17 protein-coding genes, 3 tRNA genes and 1 pseudogene are annotated in these 18370 nt (G+C 65.7%); 6 read left to right on the top strand and 15 right to left on the bottom strand.

The window, feature by feature from the left end; translation table 11 throughout:
• Positions 1-52 precede the first annotated feature (52 nt).
• The 12 genes from rplA to G6N41_RS12325 all read right to left on the bottom strand — a co-directional run bounded on the left by rplA (position 53) and on the right by G6N41_RS12325 (position 5147).
• Positions 53-760, bottom strand: coding sequence for a 50S ribosomal protein L1 (gene rplA / locus G6N41_RS12380; RefSeq protein WP_198967501.1), 708 nt, complete (start codon positions 758-760; stop codon positions 53-55).
• 87 nt (positions 761-847) lie between these two features.
• Positions 848-1276, bottom strand: a complete 429-nt coding sequence (gene rplK / locus G6N41_RS12375; RefSeq protein ID WP_020731895.1) for a 50S ribosomal protein L11 — start codon at positions 1274-1276, stop codon at positions 848-850.
• Positions 1277-1322: 46 nt separating this feature from the next.
• Positions 1323-2036 (bottom strand): transcription termination/antitermination protein NusG, encoded by a 714-nt coding sequence (nusG, locus tag G6N41_RS12370; protein ID WP_012392887.1) that lies wholly within the window; start codon positions 2034-2036, stop codon positions 1323-1325.
• A 31-nt stretch (positions 2037-2067) separates the two neighbouring features.
• Positions 2068-2556, bottom strand: coding sequence for a preprotein translocase subunit SecE (gene secE / locus G6N41_RS12365; RefSeq protein WP_198967500.1), 489 nt, complete (start codon positions 2554-2556; stop codon positions 2068-2070).
• Positions 2557-2705: 149 nt separating this feature from the next.
• A tRNA-Trp gene (locus G6N41_RS12360) sits at positions 2706-2778 on the bottom strand.
• Between the two features lie 147 nt (positions 2779-2925).
• Positions 2926-3426: a (3R)-hydroxyacyl-ACP dehydratase subunit HadC gene (gene hadC / locus G6N41_RS12355; RefSeq protein ID WP_198967499.1), complete on the bottom strand. Its 501-nt coding sequence runs from the start codon at positions 3424-3426 to the stop codon at positions 2926-2928.
• 11 nt (positions 3427-3437) lie between these two features.
• Complete coding sequence (gene hadB / locus G6N41_RS12350) at positions 3438-3866, bottom strand: (3R)-hydroxyacyl-ACP dehydratase subunit HadB (protein ID WP_020731892.1); 429 nt, start codon at positions 3864-3866, stop codon at positions 3438-3440.
• Positions 3853-4332 carry a (3R)-hydroxyacyl-ACP dehydratase subunit HadA gene (hadA, locus tag G6N41_RS12345; protein WP_198967498.1) on the bottom strand — a complete coding sequence of 160 codons (480 nt, stop codon included), beginning with the start codon at positions 4330-4332 and terminating at the stop codon, positions 3853-3855. The genes hadB and hadA overlap by 14 nt, the downstream gene beginning before the upstream one ends.
• A gap of 50 nt (positions 4333-4382) precedes the next feature.
• The gene (gene rpmG / locus G6N41_RS12340) at positions 4383-4550 is read right to left on the bottom strand and encodes a 50S ribosomal protein L33 (protein ID WP_011738995.1); all 168 of its coding nucleotides are present in this window, start codon (positions 4548-4550) and stop codon (positions 4383-4385) included.
• A gap of 47 nt (positions 4551-4597) precedes the next feature.
• Positions 4598-4671 (bottom strand) — tRNA-Met (locus tag G6N41_RS12335).
• A 52-nt stretch (positions 4672-4723) separates the two neighbouring features.
• A tRNA-Thr gene (locus G6N41_RS12330) sits at positions 4724-4796 on the bottom strand.
• A 141-nt stretch (positions 4797-4937) separates the two neighbouring features.
• A complete protein-coding gene (locus G6N41_RS12325) occupies positions 4938-5147 on the bottom strand; it encodes a type II toxin-antitoxin system VapB family antitoxin (RefSeq protein ID WP_198967497.1) in 210 nt (69 codons plus the stop codon).
• A gap of 110 nt (positions 5148-5257) precedes the next feature.
• Between G6N41_RS12325 and G6N41_RS12320 the strand changes: the two genes are divergently transcribed.
• The 3 genes and pseudogenes from G6N41_RS12320 (at position 5258) to G6N41_RS12310 (ending at position 7768) form a co-directional block, all read left to right on the top strand.
• Positions 5258-5974, top strand: coding sequence for an MBL fold metallo-hydrolase (locus tag G6N41_RS12320; RefSeq protein ID WP_231608946.1), 717 nt, complete (start codon positions 5258-5260; stop codon positions 5972-5974).
• Between the two features lie 160 nt (positions 5975-6134).
• Positions 6135-6991, top strand: a pseudogene (locus tag G6N41_RS12315) (hypothetical protein).
• Positions 6992-7072: 81 nt separating this feature from the next.
• Positions 7073-7768, top strand: coding sequence for a crotonase/enoyl-CoA hydratase family protein (locus G6N41_RS12310; protein ID WP_198967496.1), 696 nt, complete (start codon positions 7073-7075; stop codon positions 7766-7768).
• Positions 7769-7796: 28 nt separating this feature from the next.
• Here G6N41_RS12310 and G6N41_RS12305 read toward each other — a convergent pair whose 3' ends face one another.
• The 3 genes from G6N41_RS12305 to G6N41_RS12295 form a co-directional block, all read right to left on the bottom strand.
• Positions 7797-8801 (bottom strand): patatin-like phospholipase family protein, encoded by a 1005-nt coding sequence (locus G6N41_RS12305; protein WP_198967495.1) that lies wholly within the window; start codon positions 8799-8801, stop codon positions 7797-7799.
• 22 nt (positions 8802-8823) lie between these two features.
• Positions 8824-9288 (bottom strand): cyanase, encoded by a 465-nt coding sequence (gene cynS / locus G6N41_RS12300; protein WP_456320218.1) that lies wholly within the window; start codon positions 9286-9288, stop codon positions 8824-8826.
• Positions 9289-9372: 84 nt separating this feature from the next.
• Positions 9373-9888: a nitroreductase family protein gene (locus G6N41_RS12295; protein WP_198967493.1), complete on the bottom strand. Its 516-nt coding sequence runs from the start codon at positions 9886-9888 to the stop codon at positions 9373-9375.
• 50 nt (positions 9889-9938) lie between these two features.
• On the opposite strand from G6N41_RS12295, the gene recC reads away from it, so the two are divergent.
• The 3 genes from recC to recD are packed head-to-tail and all read left to right on the top strand — an operon-like array spanning position 9939 to position 18330.
• The gene (gene recC, locus G6N41_RS12290; RefSeq protein ID WP_198967492.1) at positions 9939-13238 is read left to right on the top strand and encodes an exodeoxyribonuclease V subunit gamma; all 3300 of its coding nucleotides are present in this window, start codon (positions 9939-9941) and stop codon (positions 13236-13238) included.
• Positions 13238-16570, top strand: coding sequence for an exodeoxyribonuclease V subunit beta (recB, locus tag G6N41_RS12285; RefSeq protein WP_198967491.1), 3333 nt, complete (start codon positions 13238-13240; stop codon positions 16568-16570). The genes recC and recB overlap by 1 nt, the downstream gene beginning before the upstream one ends.
• Entirely contained in the window at positions 16567-18330 is a 1764-nt protein-coding gene (gene recD, locus G6N41_RS12280) for an exodeoxyribonuclease V subunit alpha (protein WP_198967490.1), read from the top strand. The genes recB and recD overlap by 4 nt, the downstream gene beginning before the upstream one ends.
• Positions 18331-18370: the final 40 nt, after the last annotated feature.

Raw genomic sequence — 18370 nt, 5'->3', positions numbered from 1 at the left:
CCTCGGCGATTTGGGTGCGATTTTGTGTCTGCTCGCGAGGAGGCGCGAGGGGTTAGGCCTCGGTGAAGTTCCGGGTGACCGACGGGTCGACCGGGATGCCCGGCCCCGTGGTCGTCGACACGGTGATCTTCTTCAGGTAGCAGCCCTTGGACGCCGACGGCTTGAGCCGCAGCACCTCATCGATAGCGGCGCCGTAGTTCTCCGCCAGCTTGTTCTCTTCGAAGGACGCCTTGCCAATGACGAAGTGCAGGTTGGCCTGCTTGTCCACCCGGAAGTTGATCTTGCCGCCCTTGATGTCGGCGACGGCCTTGGCGACGTCGGGAGTGACGGTGCCGGTCTTGGGGTTGGGCATCAGACCGCGCGGGCCCAGCACGCGGGCAATGCGCCCAACTTTCGCCATCTGGTCAGGCGTCGCGATCGCGGCGTCGAAGTCCAGGAAGCCGCCCTGGATCTTCTCGATCAGGTCGTCGCTGCCGACGACGTCGGCTCCAGCGGCGACGGCAGCGTCAGCCTTCTCACCCACCGCGAACACCGCGACACGGGCCGTCTTACCGGTGCCGTGCGGCAGGTTGACGGTGCCACGCACCATCTGGTCGGCCTTACGCGGGTCGACACCAAGCCGGATGGCCACCTCGACGGTCGCATCCTGCTTGGTCGATGAGGTCTCCTTGGCCAGCTTGGCGGCCTGCAGGGGGGTGTAGAGGTTGCTGCGGTCCACCTTCTCGGCTGCGGCGCGGTATGCCTTGCTGTTCTTGCTCATGTGTTATCCAATCCGATGTTGGGTCGTGGTTATCAAGCAGGCCGAAGCTGGCCCTCCCACGGGTCTTGATTTGTCGGTGCTGCAAACCTATTCGACGGTGATGCCCATCGACCGGGCGGTGCCGGCGATGATCTTGGCAGCGGCGTCGATGTCGTTGGCGTTGAGGTCCGTCTTCTTGGTCTCGGCGATTTCGCGAACCTGATCCCAGGTGACCTTGGCGACCTTGGTCTTGTGCGGCTCCGCGGAGCCCTTGGCCACGCCCGCGGCCTTGAGCAGCAGCTTGGCGGCCGGCGGCGTCTTCAGCGCGAACGTGAAGCTACGGTCCTCATAGACCGTGATCTCCACCGGAATAACGTTGCCACGCTGGCTTTCCGTCGCGGCGTTGTACGCCTTGCAGAACTCCATGATGTTGACGCCGTGCTGGCCCAACGCGGGGCCGACTGGCGGTGCCGGGTTGGCCTGCCCAGCTACGATCTGCAGCTTGATCAGACCGGCGACTTTCTTCTTCGGGGCCATGACGTCTCGATTGTTCCTTCCCTGATTAAAGACCTGGTTTGCCCAGTTAGATCTTGGAGACCTGGTTAAAGGTCAATTCCACCGGTGTTTCCCGGCCGAAGATGGAGACCAGCACCTTGAGCTTCTGCTGCTCCGCGTTGACCTCGTTGATTGTCGCCGGCAGGGTGGCAAACGGTCCGTCCATGACGGTGACCGATTCGCCGACTTCGTAGTCGACCTCGAGCACCGGGCGTTCCAAGCCGCCCGCTTCGGCGACGGCGGCGGTGCTGGCGGCCTTGGCGGTCTTCTTCGCGGCACCCCGCGGCAAGAGGAACTTCACCACGTCGTCAAGGGTGAGCGCCGACGGACGCGAGGTCGCACCGACGAACCCGGTGACTCCGGGCGTGTTGCGTACCGCGGCCCAGGAATCATCGGTCAGGTCCATGCGCACCAGGATGTAGCCGGGCAGCACCTTGCGGTTGACCTGCTTGCGCTGGCCGTTCTTGATCTCGGTCACCTCTTCGGTGGGCACTTCCACCTGGAAGATGTAGTCGCCGACGTCAAGGTTCTGCACACGGGTTTCGAGGTTGGCTTTGACCTTGTTCTCGTAGCCCGCGTAGGAGTGCACGACGTACCACTCGCCGGGCTTACTGCGCAGCTCCGCTTTGAGCGCAACGGCCGGGTCGACCTCTTCAGCCGGGACCTCTACGTCCGCAGGGATACCGGGCTCTTGCAGGTCGACCGCCTCACCCGCGGACGTGTCACCGTCGAAGGTAGTCACGGTCTTCAGTCCTCTCTATCACTTCGAAGTCTCAGCCGAACACCAACAGCATGAGCTTGCTCAAGCCCAAATCGGCGCTGCCGACCAGCGCCACCATGAAGGCCAGAAACACCAGCACCACTGACGTGTAGGTGAGCATCTGCTTGCGGTTGGGCCAGATCACCTTCCGCATCTCGGCTACAACCTGCTTCAGGTAGTTGTAGACGAATACGAACGGGCTAGCGGCCCGCGCCGCCGGCTTGCTGGCCGTCTTCGGCTTCTTGGCCTTGGCAGCCTTCGACGTTTCCTTTTTGGCGTCCTTTTTGGCACCTTCCTCGGACGCCTGGGCCTCGGTCGATGACTGCTCGTCGTCGACGTCTTCGGCTGCCGTCGCGCGCTGCCTGGACCGCTTGCCGGTCGGGCGTTGGGGCCGCACCGCCGATTTGGTTACCAGCGCAGTCCGGCCACCGCTGGCGCGGTCGTCCTCAGTTGCGCCGCCGTCACTCGTGGCGTCGTTGGCAGCGTCGCCCTCGTCGCTCACCGCGTGCTCCTTTGTTCGCTAACTGTCCCGCCGGCCGTCCCGCCGGCACCGTGGGGACCTTCCCAGTGTCCAGCATGGCACGTTACCTATGGTCCGTCTCCTACTCAGGCCATCGGGACCTGCATCGTCGTCGGACGTCTTGCCTTCAGCAGGGGCGACAGGACTTGAACCTGCAACCTGCGGTTTTGGAGACCGCTGCTCTGCCAGTTGAGCTACGCCCCTTCGCGGTTGGCGGGCCAACCAGCTTGTGCTCGGGGCTTACATGACACGCGCGCCCTCCGGTCGGCGATCGCGAACCGACGGACAGCGCGCTGATGTTGGGAAAACCCCGAGGTCCAAGTGTACATCGGCACAGGAGTCAGATACTAATTACGCGGTTCTGATGACCTGCCCGGATTCTTTGTCCCATTTGAGCTGGACGGAGTTGTCACCCTCGTGCCCCATCAGCGTGGTGTATGCCTCCAGAACAAGCTCACCATCGTGGTTGATACACGTGTTCTTGGTGACGACGATGTCGGCGCCAAAACGCTCGTCCACCGAATGCACGTCCATGCGGGCAAAGAGCTTGTCGCCCGCACACACCGGTTTGACGAAGATGAACTTCTGGTCGACCTGGACGATCTGCATCGTCTCCATACCCACGTCGACATTCCTGAAGAAATCGTTCTGGACAAGTTTGGCAAAGATCGACACGAAGGTTATCGGTGCAACGATGCCCCGGTAGCCCAGTTCGGCTGCCGCGGCCTCATCGAAACTGACCGGATCATCGCACTTGATCGATAACGCGAATTGGCGAACTTGCTCGCGGCCCACCTCGAAGTAGTCCGGATATTGCCAAGTCATGCCGCGGATGTCAGTCTTCAGAGCCATGAACTGCCTGCCTACGCCAGCTTCGCCGACGCGATGGCCCGACCGAAGATTTTCTTGCCATTAGCCATTGCCGTCAGGGCAATCGTCACCGACTTGGTTTCCGGATCCACCGACTTGACCCGGCCGCTGAAGACCAGTTCGGCACCCTTGCCGTCGTTGGGTACGGGCGCCACGGCCGTGAAACGCACGTTGTATTCGGTCACCGCGCCCGGGTCCCCGACCCAGGACGTGACATAGCCGCCGCCGATACCCATCGTCAGCATGCCGTGGGCGATCGCGGTGTCCAAGCCCACTACCTTGGCGATCTCGTCGTCCCAGTGGATCGGGTTCAGGTCGCCCGAAACACCGGCATAGTTCACCAGATCCTGACGGGTGAGCGGATAGGTCTTCTCCGGAAGCTGGTCTCCGACCTTGACCGAGTTGAACTCACGCAGTGGCATCAGAAAATCCTTCTTCCCCATCCTCGCCGGCACGGCCCGCGAGGGTCGTGTAGGTCTCTTGTACGACGTCACCGGCTTCGTTGGTGATGATGTTCTTGGTCACGATGATCTCAGTGCCATGAGCCCGCCGCATCGAATCCACGTATACGTCGCAGTAGAGCTTGGCGCCGGCGACGATTGGCTTGGCGAACTTCAACACTTGGTCGACCTGGACGATCTGCTGGTCGCTGACCTCGATGTTCGCATACTTCAAAAACTCCGACTGCGCCTTGTACCCAAACACGCTGATGAACGTCAACGGAGCCAACAAACCCTTATATCCGAGGTCCGCGGCCGCCCCTTCCTCAAAGAACGACGCGTCGTCGTTCAGGACAGCCTCGGCATACTCGCGGATCTTTTCCCGCTCCACCACATAATGGTCGGGATACCGGAAATGCATCCCGACGATGTCTTCGGTCAAGGCCACGGCTCTAAAACCTACCTAATCACCGCAAACGACTCGTCCAGCACGGCCGGTTAACGCGTTTCGCGGTGCGCCTGGTGCGAACCGCAGTTACGGCAGAACTTCTTCAGTTCCAGCCGGTCCGGGTCGTTACGACGGTTCTTCTTGGTGATGTAGTTGCGGTGCTTGCACACCTCGCATGCCAAGGTGATCTTCGGCCGGACATCGGTACTTGAAGCCATGGCGGTTTCTCTCTCAAATCTCTGTCAAAAATCTCGTTGTTGTGTTGTAGCGATGGCCGGACTCGAACCGGCGACCTAACGATTATGAGTCGTTCGCTCTAACCGACTGAGCTACATCGCCTCTGACCCAACCCGACTTGGGTCGGGGCCGCCCGCCTGCTCGGCGTCCGCCGAGCCCCCTAACGGAATCGAACCGTTGACCTTTTCCTTACCATGGAAACGCTCTACCGACTGAGCTAAGGGGGCCGTGCACCCGAGGCGACCGGTCGTGCCACGGGCAAAAAAGAGGGTACAACCTGCCCCGTGGCCTAAACAAACCACGAGCAAGATCGCGTGCGTCGCCCACCGATCTTCCCATCATCGCCGGAGGGTCGCGCACCACTGGGATCAGCAGCTACGGCCGCCTTTGTGCGGATCCCAGACGCTGAGATCGCTGAACTCGTCGTACTCGTCGTCGCCACCACCGTTCTCGCCGGCCTCGGCGAGAAGGGTTCGTAGTGCGAGGTGGACGACCTCTCGCGGACCCGCCAGACGGTAGCGACGGATCGCTTCTTGGACCAGATCGTCGTCAATCTCGATCTCGACCTTCTTCAGCATGGGCCAACGATACCCACCGGGATGTGATGAGGAGCGACCAGTAGAACCCAGAGAAGCCAAAGGGCCCCGCCGGAATTGGACCTGTAACCGCGCGGATCTAGGCTGAAGGCGTGTCAGATTCGGATCGGTTGTACTTCCGGCAGCTGCTTTCCGGCCGCGACTTCGCCGTCAACGACATGATCGCCGCGCAAATGCGCAACTTCGCCTACCTGATCGGCGACCGCGAGACCGGGGACTGCGTGGTGGTCGACCCCGCCTACGCCGCCGGAGATCTCGTCAACGCGCTGGAAGCCGATGACATGCATTTATCCGGGGTTTTGGTGACCCACCATCATCCCGACCACGTCGGCGGCTCGATGATGGGTTTCGAGCTCAAGGGCCTGGCCGAGCTGCTGGAGCGGCTTAGCGTGCCGGTGCACGTGAACACCCATGAAGCGTTGTGGGTTTCGCGCGTCACCGGCATCCCGATGAGCGACCTGACCACCCACGAGCACCGCGACAAGGTCAGCGTCGGCGATATCGAAATTGAGCTCCTGCACACGCCGGGCCACACCCCGGGCAGTCAGTGTTTCCTGCTCGACGGACGGTTGGTGGCCGGCGACACGCTATTCCTGGAAGGCTGTGGACGGACCGATTTTCCGGGCGGCGACTCCGATGAGATATTCCGCAGCCTGCAACAGCTTGCCGCGCTTCCGGGCGATCCGACGGTGTTCCCCGGGCATTGGTATTCGGCGGAACCGAGCGCGTCGCTGTCGGAGGTCAAGCGTTCCAATTTCGTCTACCGCGCCGCCGATCTGGCCCAGTGGCGCATGCTGATGGGTGGCTGACGGGCCCGCTCGCGTCCGGTTGCCGGGCACCCGCGAGGCGGCCATCGCTCACGTCGCCGCCGATTACACCCACGACAATGCGTGGGACGGCCGTCTACGATCAGGTCAGTTGGAGTTCGCCGCGTAATCGCTGTGGTGGTACAAGCGAAAGGTGCAGTCCATGGGGTGGGGGCAAAGTAATAGCTGGCAAGTGATGGCTGGGAAAGCCGGGTTAGGCAACGTCGAGTCCAGCACCTGGTTGGCCATTGCCGCCTGGGCAGCGCTGGCGGTTGTCGCCGTGGCGCTGATCGTGATGTATCGCCAGATCCAGCGCAACCAGCAGCTGACCTCCGAGCAGGCCAGACCCTACGTATCGATGCTGATGGAGCCGCACATCACGGACTGGCATGTGATCGAGCTGGTGGTCAGGAACTTCGGCCGCACCGCCGCCTAGAACGTTCAGTTCTCCTTCCCCCGTCCTCCCACAGTGGCCGAATACGAGAATGCGTCCGACGGCTACGCCGATGTCGTGGAACTGCAGCTGCCCCGCGAGTTGCCGACGCTGGCACCCGGTCAGGAATGGCGGATGGTGTGGGACTCCGCGCTGGACCGCGCCGAAATCGGTCAGGGGGTTGAATCCCGCTTCGAGGGGACGGTGACACCTACTACGACCGTCCCGACCAGCCGCGCGGGTGGCGATTCTGGCACCGGCCGCGACGCCAACTGCAAACGCAGGTGGTGCTCGACTGGGAGGCGCTGCCGCCCGTCCAGCGGATCGAGCTGATGACGACCCACGATCTGGCAAAGCGGGAGAAGCAGAAGCTGGAGCTGCTGCGCAGCGTGCTGACGTATTTCCACTACGCGAGCAAGGAGAAGCGCCCCGACGTCTTCCGCAGCGAGATCGAGCGGATCAATCGCGCCGTGGCGGAAACCCAGGACCGGTGGCGCACCCGGCAGGTCGACCAGCCCACCGACGTGAGCCTGCGCTGGGGCGATGTCGAAAACGAGCTGGGCAAACACCGCAACCAACAGGTCTGACGGTCCACAACATCCGGTCGCGCGGCACGCCGCCATGGTGATCTGATTCAATCGACGGGCTGCCGTATCGAAGGAGTAACCATGAGCGGGCCGGTCACCTACACCCACGACGACGCCATCGGCGTCATCCGAATGGATGACGGCAAAGTCAACGTGCTGGGCCCGACCATGCAGCAGGCACTCAACGAAGCGATTGACGCCGCCGACCGCGACAACGTCGGGGCGCTGGTGATCGCGGGCAACCATCGAGTGTTCAGCGGCGGCTTCGACCTCAAGGTGCTGACTTCGGGGGAGGCCAAGCCCGCGATCGACATGCTCCGCGGCGGATTCGAGCTGTCCTACCGGCTGTTGTCCTATCCCAAGCCGGTGGTGATCGCCTGCACCGGCCACGCGATCGCGATGGGCGCATTCCTGTTGTGCTCCGGCGACCACCGGGTGGCCGCCCACGCCTACAACATCCAGGCCAACGAGGTCGCGATCGGTATGACGATCCCCTACGCGGCGATGGAGGTGTTGAAGCTGCGGCTGACCCCGTCGGCATACCAGCAAGCCGCCGGGCTAGCCAAGACCTTCTTCGGCGAAACCGCGCTGGCTGGCGGATTCATCGATGAGATCTCGCTTCCCGAGGTGGTGTTCAGCCGCGCTGAAGAAGCCGCGCACGAATTCGCCGGGCTCAATCAGCAGGCCCACAACGCCACCAAGTTGCGGGCCCGCGCTGAGGCACTCAAGGCCATCCGCGCCGGCATCGACGGGATCGAAGCAGAGTTCGGACTGTAGAAGTCTCCGTCGCCGGCCACCGCGCCGGTTAGCCAAACCGCCGGAACCGGTGCAGGTAGTCGGCCCAGTCCCAGGTCGACAGAAACGCCTCCGCCGCCGCATAGCCCCGCTGGTATAGCTCGTCCAGGCGGGCTCTGCCGATACCGAAATCGAGCACGCCGACGTCGGTCGATGCCACCGCGATCGTGCGGGCGCTGACCCACGGCTGGCTGAGATGGGCTTGATCGTGACCGACCAGCATGGTGGTGAACAGGCTTTCCAGCAGTGCCGACTGCTGCAGGAATCGCAACGGCCGCAATGCGGGAAACGCCTGTTCGATGCCCTCCGCCAGTTTGGGTGTCACCGTGATCCCGAAGGTGGGCCAGCGCGGCGGCTTGGTGTCGGTGCGGTCCAGTGAGTCGACCGGAAAGTTCGACAGCACACCGCCGTCGACGAGGGTGGAGCGCAGCCCATCGCTACTGTTCAGCGCGACCGGTGGATAGATGAACGGAATCGCCATCGATGCGCGAACTGCCGATGCCACCGACTGTTCGTCCGGGTCCACCCCGTAGACCCGGCGATAGTCCCACCGCAGCCGCACCAGCTGCGCCCTGGTCACATCCGCCACCGTGATGGCCACCCGGTAGCGCTCTTCGGCCGGCAGCTCGTCGTCATCGAGGGCTAGATCACCAAATGTCGTCACACCGAGGTTCTCGAGTTCGCCGCGGATCCAGTCATATGCGGCGTCGCCGCGGTACATTGCCGAATCTCGCACCAACCCCCACGCGGAACCGAGGATCGGAACCGGTGCCGCGTCACGCCATTTGCTCAGCGGCACCGACAATGCGAGTTCGCGGATCTGGTCGCTGGAGAGCTGGTTACCCTGCGTCCCGGCGGCCGCGATCACCGCCACCACCGATCCGGCCGAGACGCCCGACACCCGATAGGTCTGATAGCCGTCGTCCATGAGCCGGGCGATCGCTCCGACCAGACCCATGAACTTGACGCCGCCCCCGGACAAGACCAGGTCCACGGGCTTGGAACCGTGCTTCATCGACTGACCGCCCGCAGCACCGTTAGCCGCGGTTGTCTTCTGCCGAAACCCACTGGTAGGGAACGAACTTTCCGTCCAGGGTCAACACCACCCGGTCCCCGGTCGGATGGGATTTCTTGTGCATGTCAACGCTGAAGTTGATCGCGCTCATGATGCCGTCGCCGAACTGCTCGTGGATCAGCTCCTTGATGGCACCGCCATAGACCTGAAGCGCCTCGTACAAGCGGTAGATGGTGGGGTCGGTCGGAACCGCGTCGGGCAGCCCGCCACGCATGGGCGGCGCCGCGAGCACCGCAACCACGGACTCGTCCAGGCCCAGCATCTCGACCAGAACCTTGCCCAGCTCGACGGGAATGGGGTGCTGGCCGAGCAACGCCGAGGTGGTCCACAGCACCGGCCGGTCGATGGCATCGGCAAGTTGTTGCCACGTCAACCCGCGCACCAACCGGGCGACGACGATCTCTTCGGTGATCGGGTTTCTGTTCATGGCCCCCAGCATGCCGGTCGGCGACGCCGCCGCCTGCCTCAGGTGCTACCGGCAGGACCGCCGCCGCCGGCCCGCCCGGGTGGATCACCAGCGTCCGTAGTGCACGACCTCGGCGAAGGTCCGCCGATTCGGCTTACGGATAAGAACGAGCGGGCGGTCAGCGGGATATCCGACGCCAAGCAGGTAGGCGACCAGGTGGTCATCGGGGACACCGAGGATCGCGCGCGCCTTGTCCTGGTCGCCCACCGAGGAATGACCGGTGCCGATCCCCAAGTCGGTGGCCGCGATCATCATCGCCATCGTCGCCTGACCGACGTCGTACTGGTCTATCACCTTCCTGCGCTCATCCGGCGGGACCGGAATCACCAGGGCGATCGCGGCCGCGGCCGCGGCAATATGGCCGGCGCCCATCCAGACCGTCGAGAGTTCCTGCAGCGCAGACCGTTCGGTGACGATGACAAAGTCCCACGGTTGGCGGTTCTTGGCCGATGGGGCCCGCCACCCGGCCTCGGCGATCCGGTTCAGATCATCCTCTGACACCGGCTCCGGCAGGTACTGACGCACATTGCGCCGCGCGCAGATCGCATCCCAGGCTTGCATGCAACCCATGCTGCCATCGCCGTGGTCGGGCCGGTCTATCGTGGCGGCCGATGCCCCTTCACCTCCACCGCGCCGAGCGCACCGATCTACTTGCCGATGGCCTCGGCGCGCTCCTGGCTCAACCGCTGGCGGATCCGTTCGCCGAAGAGTTGGTATTGGTTCCGGCACGCGGCGTAGAACGCTGGCTCAGTCAGCGTCTCTCGCACCTGTTGGGACATGCGCCCGGCGGCGGCGACGGGGTGTGTGCGGGTGTGTCCTTCCGTAATCCGCGATCGTTGATCGCCGAGATCACCGGCACCGCCACCGACGATCCCTGGTCACCGGAAGCAATGACCTGGCCCCTGCTGGAAGTCATCGACGGCTCACTGGAAGAACCCTGGTGCGCGACGCTGGCAAGACATCTGGGCCACTTCGACGTCGGGCCTGAGGCCGAGTTACGTCGGGGACGCCGGTATTCGGTGGCGCGCCGCCTGGCCGGACTGTTCGCCTCCTACGCCCGGCAGCGTCCCCGGGTGCTGTCCGATTGGCTCGATGGCGGGCGGGGCGACCTGCATCCCGATCTGAGCTGGCAGGCCGAACTGTGGTGCGCGCTGGTCGCGGTCGTGGGCGCCGATCCCCCACACCTCCGCCACGAAAAGACCCTCACCGCGCTGCGTGCCCGACCGGCCGGCCTGCCGCCGCGGCTGTCGCTATTCGGTCACACCCGGATGGCGGTCACCGACATCGAGCTGCTGGGCGCGCTGGCCACCCATCACGAACTGCACCTGTGGCTGCCCCACCCCAGTGCGGCCTTGTGGCGCTCGCTGGCCGACCTTCACGGTGTGGTGCCGCGGCGCGCCGACGCCAGCCATCGCCGCGTCGTCCATCCGCTGCTGGCGACCCTCGGGCGGGACCTGCGCGAGCTGCAACGCGGCCTCCCCGCCGATCCAGCGACCGACGAGGCACTCGGCGCCACTACCCGACCGGATACCCTGCTCGGCTGGCTGCAGTCCGACTTGGCCGCCAACCAGGTCCGGCCGGGAAACCGAACGTTGGTCGCCGGCGATCGGTCCATCCAGGTGCACAGCTGCCACGGGCCCGCCCGTGAGATCGACGTGCTGCGTGAGGTCCTGCTCGGCCTGCTCGCCGATGACCCGACGCTGGAACCTCGCGACATCCTGGTGATGTGCCCCGACATCGAAACGTATGCGCCGTTGATCGTCGCGGATTTCGGGCTCGGTGACGTGATGCACGGCGTGCACCCCGCGCATCGGCTTCGGGTACGGCTCGCCGACCGCTCACTGCTGCAAACCAATCAGCTGCTCGGCGTGGCGTCGCAGCTGCTGATGCTGGCCGGTAGCAGGGTCACCGCCAGCGAGGTGCTCAACCTCGCCCAGGCCGCCCCGGTGCGGGCCCGGTTCGGCTTCGCCGACGACCACCTCGAGGACATCACCAGATGGGTCCGGCAGTCGAATATCCGGTGGGGTTTCGACCAGGAGCACCGCAAGCCCTACGGGGTCGACTTCGTACACAACACTTGGCGTTTCGGCATCGACCGGGTGCTGGCCGGCGTCGCCATGTCGGAAGCGTCGCACGCCTGGATCGACGCGACGCTGCCGCTCGACGATGTCGGCAGCAACCGGGTGGAATTGGCCGGTCGATTCGCCGAATACATCGACCGGCTGCGACAGGCGGTCGATTCGCTCACCGGTACCCGACCGCTGCGGGAGTGGCTGGCCGCGTTGACCGACGGCATCGCCCTGCTGACCCGCGTCGACGAGGGCGACGCCTGGCAGTCCGATCAGATGCAACGCGAGTTCGCCGAGTTATCGCGCACGGCCGGACGGTGGGTCGAGACGATGTTGCGGCTGCCCGACATCCGCGCGCTGCTGCAACGACACCTCGCCGGACGGCCCACCCGCGCCAACTTCCGCACCGGCACCCTGACCGTCTGCACCATGGTTCCGATGCGCTCGGTCCCCCACCGGGTGGTCTGCCTGGTCGGCCTCGACGACGGCGTGTTTCCACGCCAAGGTGTCGTCGACGGCGACGACGTGCTGGCCCGCAGCCCGATGACCGGCGAGCGTGACATCCGTTCGGAGGATCGCCAATTGCTGCTCGACGCGATCGGTGCGGCCACCGAGAACCTGGTCATCACCTATACCGGCGCCAATGAGTATTCGGGTCAGCGCAAGCCACCGGCGGTACCGCTGGCCGAGCTACTCGACACCCTGGACATGACCACAACAGAGCAGGTCCGCGGCCGCGTCGTGGTCGAGCACCCGTTGCAGCCGTTCGACGTTCGCAACGTGACGCGCGGGGCGCTGATGCCCGGCGTGCCGTTCAGCTTCGATCCGACCGTGCTGCGGGCGGCGCGGGCGGCCGCCGGCGAACGCGCACAGCAGCCGAGGTTCATCGGCGCGCCCTTGGCCCCCCCAGCCGCCGATGACGTGGCGCTCGCCGACCTGGTCGCCTTCTTCAAGGACCCGGTGAAGGGTTTCTTCCGGGCCCTCGATTACACGCTGCCGTGGGATGTCGACGGTGTCGAAGACGCCATGCCGGTCGACATCAACGCGCTCGAGGAATGGACGGTCGGCGATCGGATGCTGGCCGACATCCTCAGCGGCATGGCACCGGATGAGGCCCGACAGGCGGAATGGCGGCGCGGCACGTTGCCGCCCGGCCAGCTCGGCTGGCGCAAAGTGACCGAAATCCGTGACCAAGCGGCCTTGCTGGCCGCCGCGGCGCTACGGCACCGCCGAGCCGACGCGGCGGCATATGACGTTGACATCGACCTGGGTTCGCGAAGGTTGACCGGCACGGTGGCGCAAGTGTTCGGCGATCGTCTGGTGTCGGTGACCTATTCCAAGCTCGACGGCAAACATCTACTCGAATCCTGGATACCGTTGTTGGCGTTGTTCGCTCACGCTGGGGCCCACGACTGGTCGGCCGTCTGCATCGGCCGGCAGAAACGGGGTACCGTGCCCCGCCAGGCGGGGCTGGGGCGCCCCCGCGAACAGCCGGTGGAGCTGCTTCGAGATTTGGTGGCGATCTATGACGCTGGACGCCGTGAGCCAATTCCGTTGCCGATCAAGACATCCTATGCCTGGGCGGCCGCCCGGCACTGCGGCGACGATCCGGTGCGGGAGGCGTCATTTCGGTGGAAGTCCAGCGACCGCTACCCGGCTGAGGACCAGGCACCGGCTCACGTTCGGACCTGGGGAAGGAACGCGAGACTGACCGATCTGATGCAACCGGTGCGTGCCGAATCCGAGCGTGCAGCCTGCCCCAACGGTGAAGACAACCGGCTCGGGGCCTTCGCCGCGCGGCTCTGGCTGCCGATGCTGCGCGCCGAGCGGGACCCCGGCTGATGCGCCCCTTCGATCTGCTCGGCCCACTGCCCGCCGAGAATTCCACCACGGTGCTCGAGGCCAGCGCCGGCACGGGCAAGACATTCGCGTTGGCCGCGCTGGTGACCCGCTACGTCGCGGAGGGACGGGCCCGGCTCGACGAGATGCTGCTCATCACCTTCGGGCGGGCGGCCAGTCAGGAACTTCGTGGGCGGGTCCGATGCCAAATGGTCGATGCGGTGCGGGTTTTCCACGACTCCCGCAACGGCTCCGATGACGCGGACCCCGCCGGCGACAACCAACTGCTGGCTCACCTGCTCGACGGCAGCGCCGCCGAGCGCGACGCGCGTCAGCAGCGCCTGCGCGACGCGCTGGCCGGATTCGATGCGGCAACCATTGCCACCACACACCAGTTCTGCCAGCTGGTGCTCAAGTCTTTGGGCGTCGCGGGTGACACCGACGCGGGTGTGACGCTGGTCGAAGACCTCGACGAGCTGGTCACCGAGATTGTCGACGATCTCTACCTGGTGCACTTCGGCCGTGACCGCGATGACCCCCCGCTGACCTACCGCGACGCACTGCGGATCGCCAGGGCGGTGGTCGCCAACCCGTCCACCCAGCTGCGGCCGCTGGATGCGCCGCCCGGATCCCGGGCCGCGGTCTGTGTCGGTTTCGCCCATCACGTTCTCGAAGAGCTGGAAACCCGCAAGCGGCGTCGGGGCATCCTCGGCTACGACGACCTGCTGCTGCGGCTGGCCGATGCCCTCGCTAGCGAGGACTCTGCGGCCCGGGCGCGAATGCAGCAGCGCTGGCCGGTGGTCATGGTCGATGAGTTCCAGGACACCGACGCGGTGCAGTGGCAGGTGATCGACAGCGCGTTCAGTGGGCGCTGCACACTGATTCTCATCGGCGACCCCAAGCAGGCCATCTACGCATTCCGCGGTGGCGACATCGTCACCTACCTGCACGCGGCGCAAACCGCCGGGGACAAGCGGACGCTGGCCACCAACTGGCGCAGCGACAGCGCGCTGGTCGATCGGTTGCAGGTGGTGTTGCGCGGCGCTGAACTCGGCGATCCCGCAATCGTGGTGCGCGATGTCAAGGCCCACCACCAGGGGCACCGGCTCGCGGGCGCGCCGCACAACGACGCCCTGCGGCTGCGGGTAGTACGCCGGGCCACGTTGGGCCGCAGGGGAATCCAGAACCTGCCCATCGACATTCTGCGCGATCACATCGGCCGTGATCTCGCCTCTGACATCGGTGCGTTGCTGGCCTCCGGGGCGACATTTGCCGGCAGAGCACTGAACGCCAATGACATCGCCGTGATTGTCGAGAAGCACAAGGACGCGCGGGCCTGCCATCGCGCGCTCACCGACGCCGGGATTCACGCGGTCTACACCGGCGACACCGATGTGTTCAGCTCCGAAGCCGCCGACGACTGGCTAGCGCTGCTGGAGGCGTTCGACCAGCCGCATCGCCCCGGGATCGTGCGCGCCGCCGCCGCGACGATGTTTTTCGGCAAGACCGCCAACGATCTTGCCCGTGGCGGCGATGCGCTCACCGATCGCGTCGCAGAGACCCTGCGGGAGTGGGCGGACTACGCCCGCGAGCGGGGGGTGGCCGCCATCTTCGAGGCCGCGCAGTTGGGCGGTATGAGCGACCGCGTGCTGTCGTGGCAGGAGGGCCAGCGGCACATGACCGACCTGGCCCACGTGACGCAGCTGCTGCAGGAGGTCTCCCACCGGGAGCGCTATACCCTTCCGGCTCTGCGAGACTGGCTGCGCGGCCAGCGCGAGGATCGCGGTGGCGCTACCGAACGCAACCGCCGGATCGATAGCGACGCCGCGGCCGTCCAGATCATGACGGTATGGGTGAGCAAGGGTCTGCAGTATCCGGTGGTGTACCTGCCATTCGCCTTCAACCGCAACATTCAGGAACGCGAACTGGTGCTGTTTCACGACCGGGGCACGCGCTGCCTGCATATCGGCGGCAAGGACTCCCCCGATTTCGGCACGGTCGAGAGGCTGGGCGCCAAAGAGGCTGCCAACGACGACAGCCGATTGACCTACGTTGCGATGACGCGGGCCCAGTCGCAAGTGGTGGCTTGGTGGTCACCGGCCTATGACGAACCCAACGGCGGGCTGTCACGGCTGCTGCGGGGCCGGCGTCCCGGCGACTTGGTGGTACCTGACCGCGCCACCCCTGCCAAGATCACCGACGAGGATGCCTGGGACCGGTTTCAGCAATGGGCGGCCGCCGGAGGGCCGACGGTGGAAGAGTCCGTCATCGCCCCGGCACCGGAGATTGCCGGCCAGCCGGCGCCGTCCGAGCTAGCCACCCGCCGGTTTGACCGCGGCATCGACATCAGGTGGCGGCGCACGTCGTATTCGGGATTGATCAGGATGGCCGAGGCGACCGGCGTCAGCAGTGAGCCGGAGGTGACCGAACGCGATGATGAAGTCGCCGAGGTTCCGTTGACCGAGGTGGTGATGTCCGGGACCGAGCAGCCTTCTCCCATGGCGGATCTCCCATCCGGCGCGAAGTTCGGCTCACTGGTGCACGCCGTGCTGGAGACCAGCGATCCCTTCGCCATCGATCTCGCCGCCGAGCTGGAATCCCAGATCCGGGTGCAATCCGCGTGGTGGCCGGTGCAGGTGCCCGCAGCCCAGCTTGCCGCGGCGATGGTCCCGATGCACGACACCCCGCTGGGCCCGCTGGCCGGCGGATTGACGCTGCGCCAAATCGGGCTACCGGACCGATTGCGGGAGATGGACTTCGAGTTTCCGTTGGCCGGAGGCGATGAGGCTGATGCCGGGGGCCACGCACCCGATCTCCGGCTGGCCGACGTCGGGGCGCTGTTGCGGGCGCACCTGGACGCATCCGACCCGCTGGCGCCATATGCCGATCGGTTGAGCGGGGGCGCGCTTGGCGGTCAGTCGCTGCGCGGGTATCTCAGCGGTTCGGTCGACGCGGTGTTACGGATTCCCGACGGGCCGGGCCAGCGGTATCTGGTCGTCGACTACAAGACCAACTGGCTGGGTGACCCCGACCGCCCGTTGACCGCCGCCGACTACCACCGTCCCCGGCTGATCGAGGCGATGCTGCACTCCGACTATCCGTTGCAGGCGTTGCTGTACACCGTTGTGCTGCACCGTTTTCTGCGCTGGCGCCAGCCAGGATACGATCCGGCCCGACACCTGGGCGGCGTGCTGTACCTGTTCGTCCGCGGGATGTGTGGTCCCGACACTCCCATGCTGGACGGACACCCCGCCGGGGTGTTCAGCTGGTCGCCTCCGGCCGCTCTGGTGGCGGCGTTGTCCGATCTGCTTGATGCGGGCAGGGCCCTCGCATGACCATCGAGGTTGTCGACCCGGCGGACTGGCGGCAGGCCGCGAGCGCGTCCGGACCGCTGCGGACGTTCAATGAAGCCGGTGTCATCGATGCGGCCGATGTCCATGTCGCGCAACGCCTTGCGGCCATGTCTGGCGAGTCCGACCCGGTGGTGTTGCTGGCCATCGCGTTCGTGGTGCGCGCGCTGCGGGGCGGTTCGGTGTGTGTCGACCTGTCCACCATCGAGGCACAAGTCGGGATCGCCGAACTCCCCTGGCCGGCGGCCGGCGAATGGCTGGCCGCGGTTCGGGCCAGCCCGCTGGTCGGGTCACCGACGGTGCTGCGCCTGCACGAGGACAATCTGGTCTATCTGGACCGGTACTGGCGCGAAGAACAGCAGGTCGCCGACGACATCGCGGCCCTGCTGGCCGCCCGGGCCAGCGCATCGAGCCCGGCTATCGAGGTCAACCGGCTGTTTCCACCCGGCTACGAAGAGCAGCGCGCGGCCGCGAAGATTGCGCTGGCGCAGGGCTTGACGGTGCTGACCGGTGGACCGGGGACCGGTAAAACCACCACGGTGGCGCGGCTGTTGGCCCTGTTCGCCGAGCAGGCACAGCTCGCCGGCAAGGCGCGACTGCGCATTGCACTGGCCGCACCGACCGGCAAGGCCGCGGCCAGACTGCACGAGGCGGTGCAGTCGCAGATCGACAAACTCGATGCCGTAGATCAGCAACGGGTTCGTGGGCTACAGGCGACCACATTGCACCGGCTGCTGGGCAGCCGGCCCGACACCTCATCACGGTTTCGCCATCATCGCGGCAATCGGCTGCCGCATGACGTGATCGTCATCGATGAGACGTCGATGGTATCGCTGACCATGATGGCTCGCCTGCTCGAAGCGGTGCGTCCGCAGACGCGGCTGCTTCTTGTCGGCGATCCCGACCAACTGGCGTCGGTGGAGGCGGGCGCGGTGTTGGCCGACCTGGTGGACGGACTGGGCGCGCGCCACGACACCCACGTCGCGGCACTGCGCAGACTGCATCGGTTCGGCGAGTCGATCGGCCAGTTGGCGGCGGCCATCCGCGGCGGCGACGCCGACCGGGTTGTCGAGATCTTGCGGGCGGGCGACGACCACATCGAGTGGATCAACGCCGCCGACCCGACCCCGCAGCTGCGCAATGTGCTGCTGCCACAAGCCCTCGAGCTTCGACACGCCGGCGCGCTCGGTGATACCGCGGCCGCGCTGGCAACACTCGACGAGCAACGGCTGTTGTGCGCGCACCGGCGTGGACCGTATGGAATCGCGCACTGGAACCACCAGGTGCAGAGATGGCTCACCGAAGCAACGGGCGAGCCGATCTGGTCGAGCTGGTATGCCGGACGGCCGGTGTTGGTGACCGCCAACGACTATGGGCTCGGCGTGTACAACGGCGACACCGGGGTGGCCGTCCTGGATGGCACGAACCGCGCCGCGACTCCGGGCGCGCTGCGGGTCGTCATCGCCGGCGCGCAGGAGCCGCTGAAGTTCGCGACCAGCCGACTATCTGATGTGGAAACCATGCATGCCATGACGATCCACAAGAGCCAGGGCAGTCAAGCCGACGACGTGACCGTGCTGCTGCCGCCGGCGGATTCCCGGTTACTGACCCGCGAACTGTTCTACACGGCGGTCACCCGGGCCGCCCGCAAGGTGCGCATCGTCGGGCCGGAATGCGACGTACGGGCCGCGATCGCGCGCCGGGCGATCCGGGCGACCGGGTTGCGTTCCCGATTGCAGCCGTGACGGCGCCCGCCTAGGGCGTGTCTGCTTAATGTGAATGGTG

The organism is Mycobacterium shottsii (genome assembly GCF_010728525.1).
In the GTDB taxonomy this organism is placed as follows: Bacteria; Actinomycetota; Actinomycetes; order Mycobacteriales; family Mycobacteriaceae; genus Mycobacterium; species Mycobacterium marinum.
This window is presented reverse-complemented; position numbering and strand designations above follow the sequence as displayed.

What these genes read in the sequence shown, in the direction of transcription:
- G6N41_RS12295 (WP_198967493.1), bottom strand. Translation starts at nt 9,888, where the DNA reads ATGCAAGCCTGGGATGCGATCTGCGCGCGGCGCAATGTGCGTCAGTAC.
- G6N41_RS12325 (WP_198967497.1), bottom strand. Translation starts at nt 5,147, where the DNA reads ATGCTGAAGAAGGTCGAGATCGAGATTGACGACGATCTGGTCCAAGAA.
- rpmG (WP_011738995.1), bottom strand. Translation starts at nt 4,550, where the DNA reads ATGGCTTCAAGTACCGATGTCCGGCCGAAGATCACCTTGGCATGCGAG.
- G6N41_RS12310 (WP_198967496.1), top strand. Translation starts at nt 7,073, where the DNA reads ATGAGCGGGCCGGTCACCTACACCCACGACGACGCCATCGGCGTCATC.
- hadB (WP_020731892.1), bottom strand. Translation starts at nt 3,866, where the DNA reads ATGCCACTGCGTGAGTTCAACTCGGTCAAGGTCGGAGACCAGCTTCCG.
- cynS (WP_456320218.1), bottom strand. Translation starts at nt 9,288, where the DNA reads ATGAACAGAAACCCGATCACCGAAGAGATCGTCGTCGCCCGGTTGGTG.
- G6N41_RS12305 (WP_198967495.1), bottom strand. Translation starts at nt 8,801, where the DNA reads ATGAAGCACGGTTCCAAGCCCGTGGACCTGGTCTTGTCCGGGGGCGGC.
- hadC (WP_198967499.1), bottom strand. Translation starts at nt 3,426, where the DNA reads ATGGCTCTGAAGACTGACATCCGCGGCATGACTTGGCAATATCCGGAC.
- recB (WP_198967491.1), top strand. Translation starts at nt 13,238, where the DNA reads ATGCGCCCCTTCGATCTGCTCGGCCCACTGCCCGCCGAGAATTCCACC.
- recC (WP_198967492.1), top strand. Translation starts at nt 9,939, where the DNA reads ATGCCCCTTCACCTCCACCGCGCCGAGCGCACCGATCTACTTGCCGAT.
- recD (WP_198967490.1), top strand. Translation starts at nt 16,567, where the DNA reads ATGACCATCGAGGTTGTCGACCCGGCGGACTGGCGGCAGGCCGCGAGC.
- rplA (WP_198967501.1), bottom strand. Translation starts at nt 760, where the DNA reads ATGAGCAAGAACAGCAAGGCATACCGCGCCGCAGCCGAGAAGGTGGAC.
- rplK (WP_020731895.1), bottom strand. Translation starts at nt 1,276, where the DNA reads ATGGCCCCGAAGAAGAAAGTCGCCGGTCTGATCAAGCTGCAGATCGTA.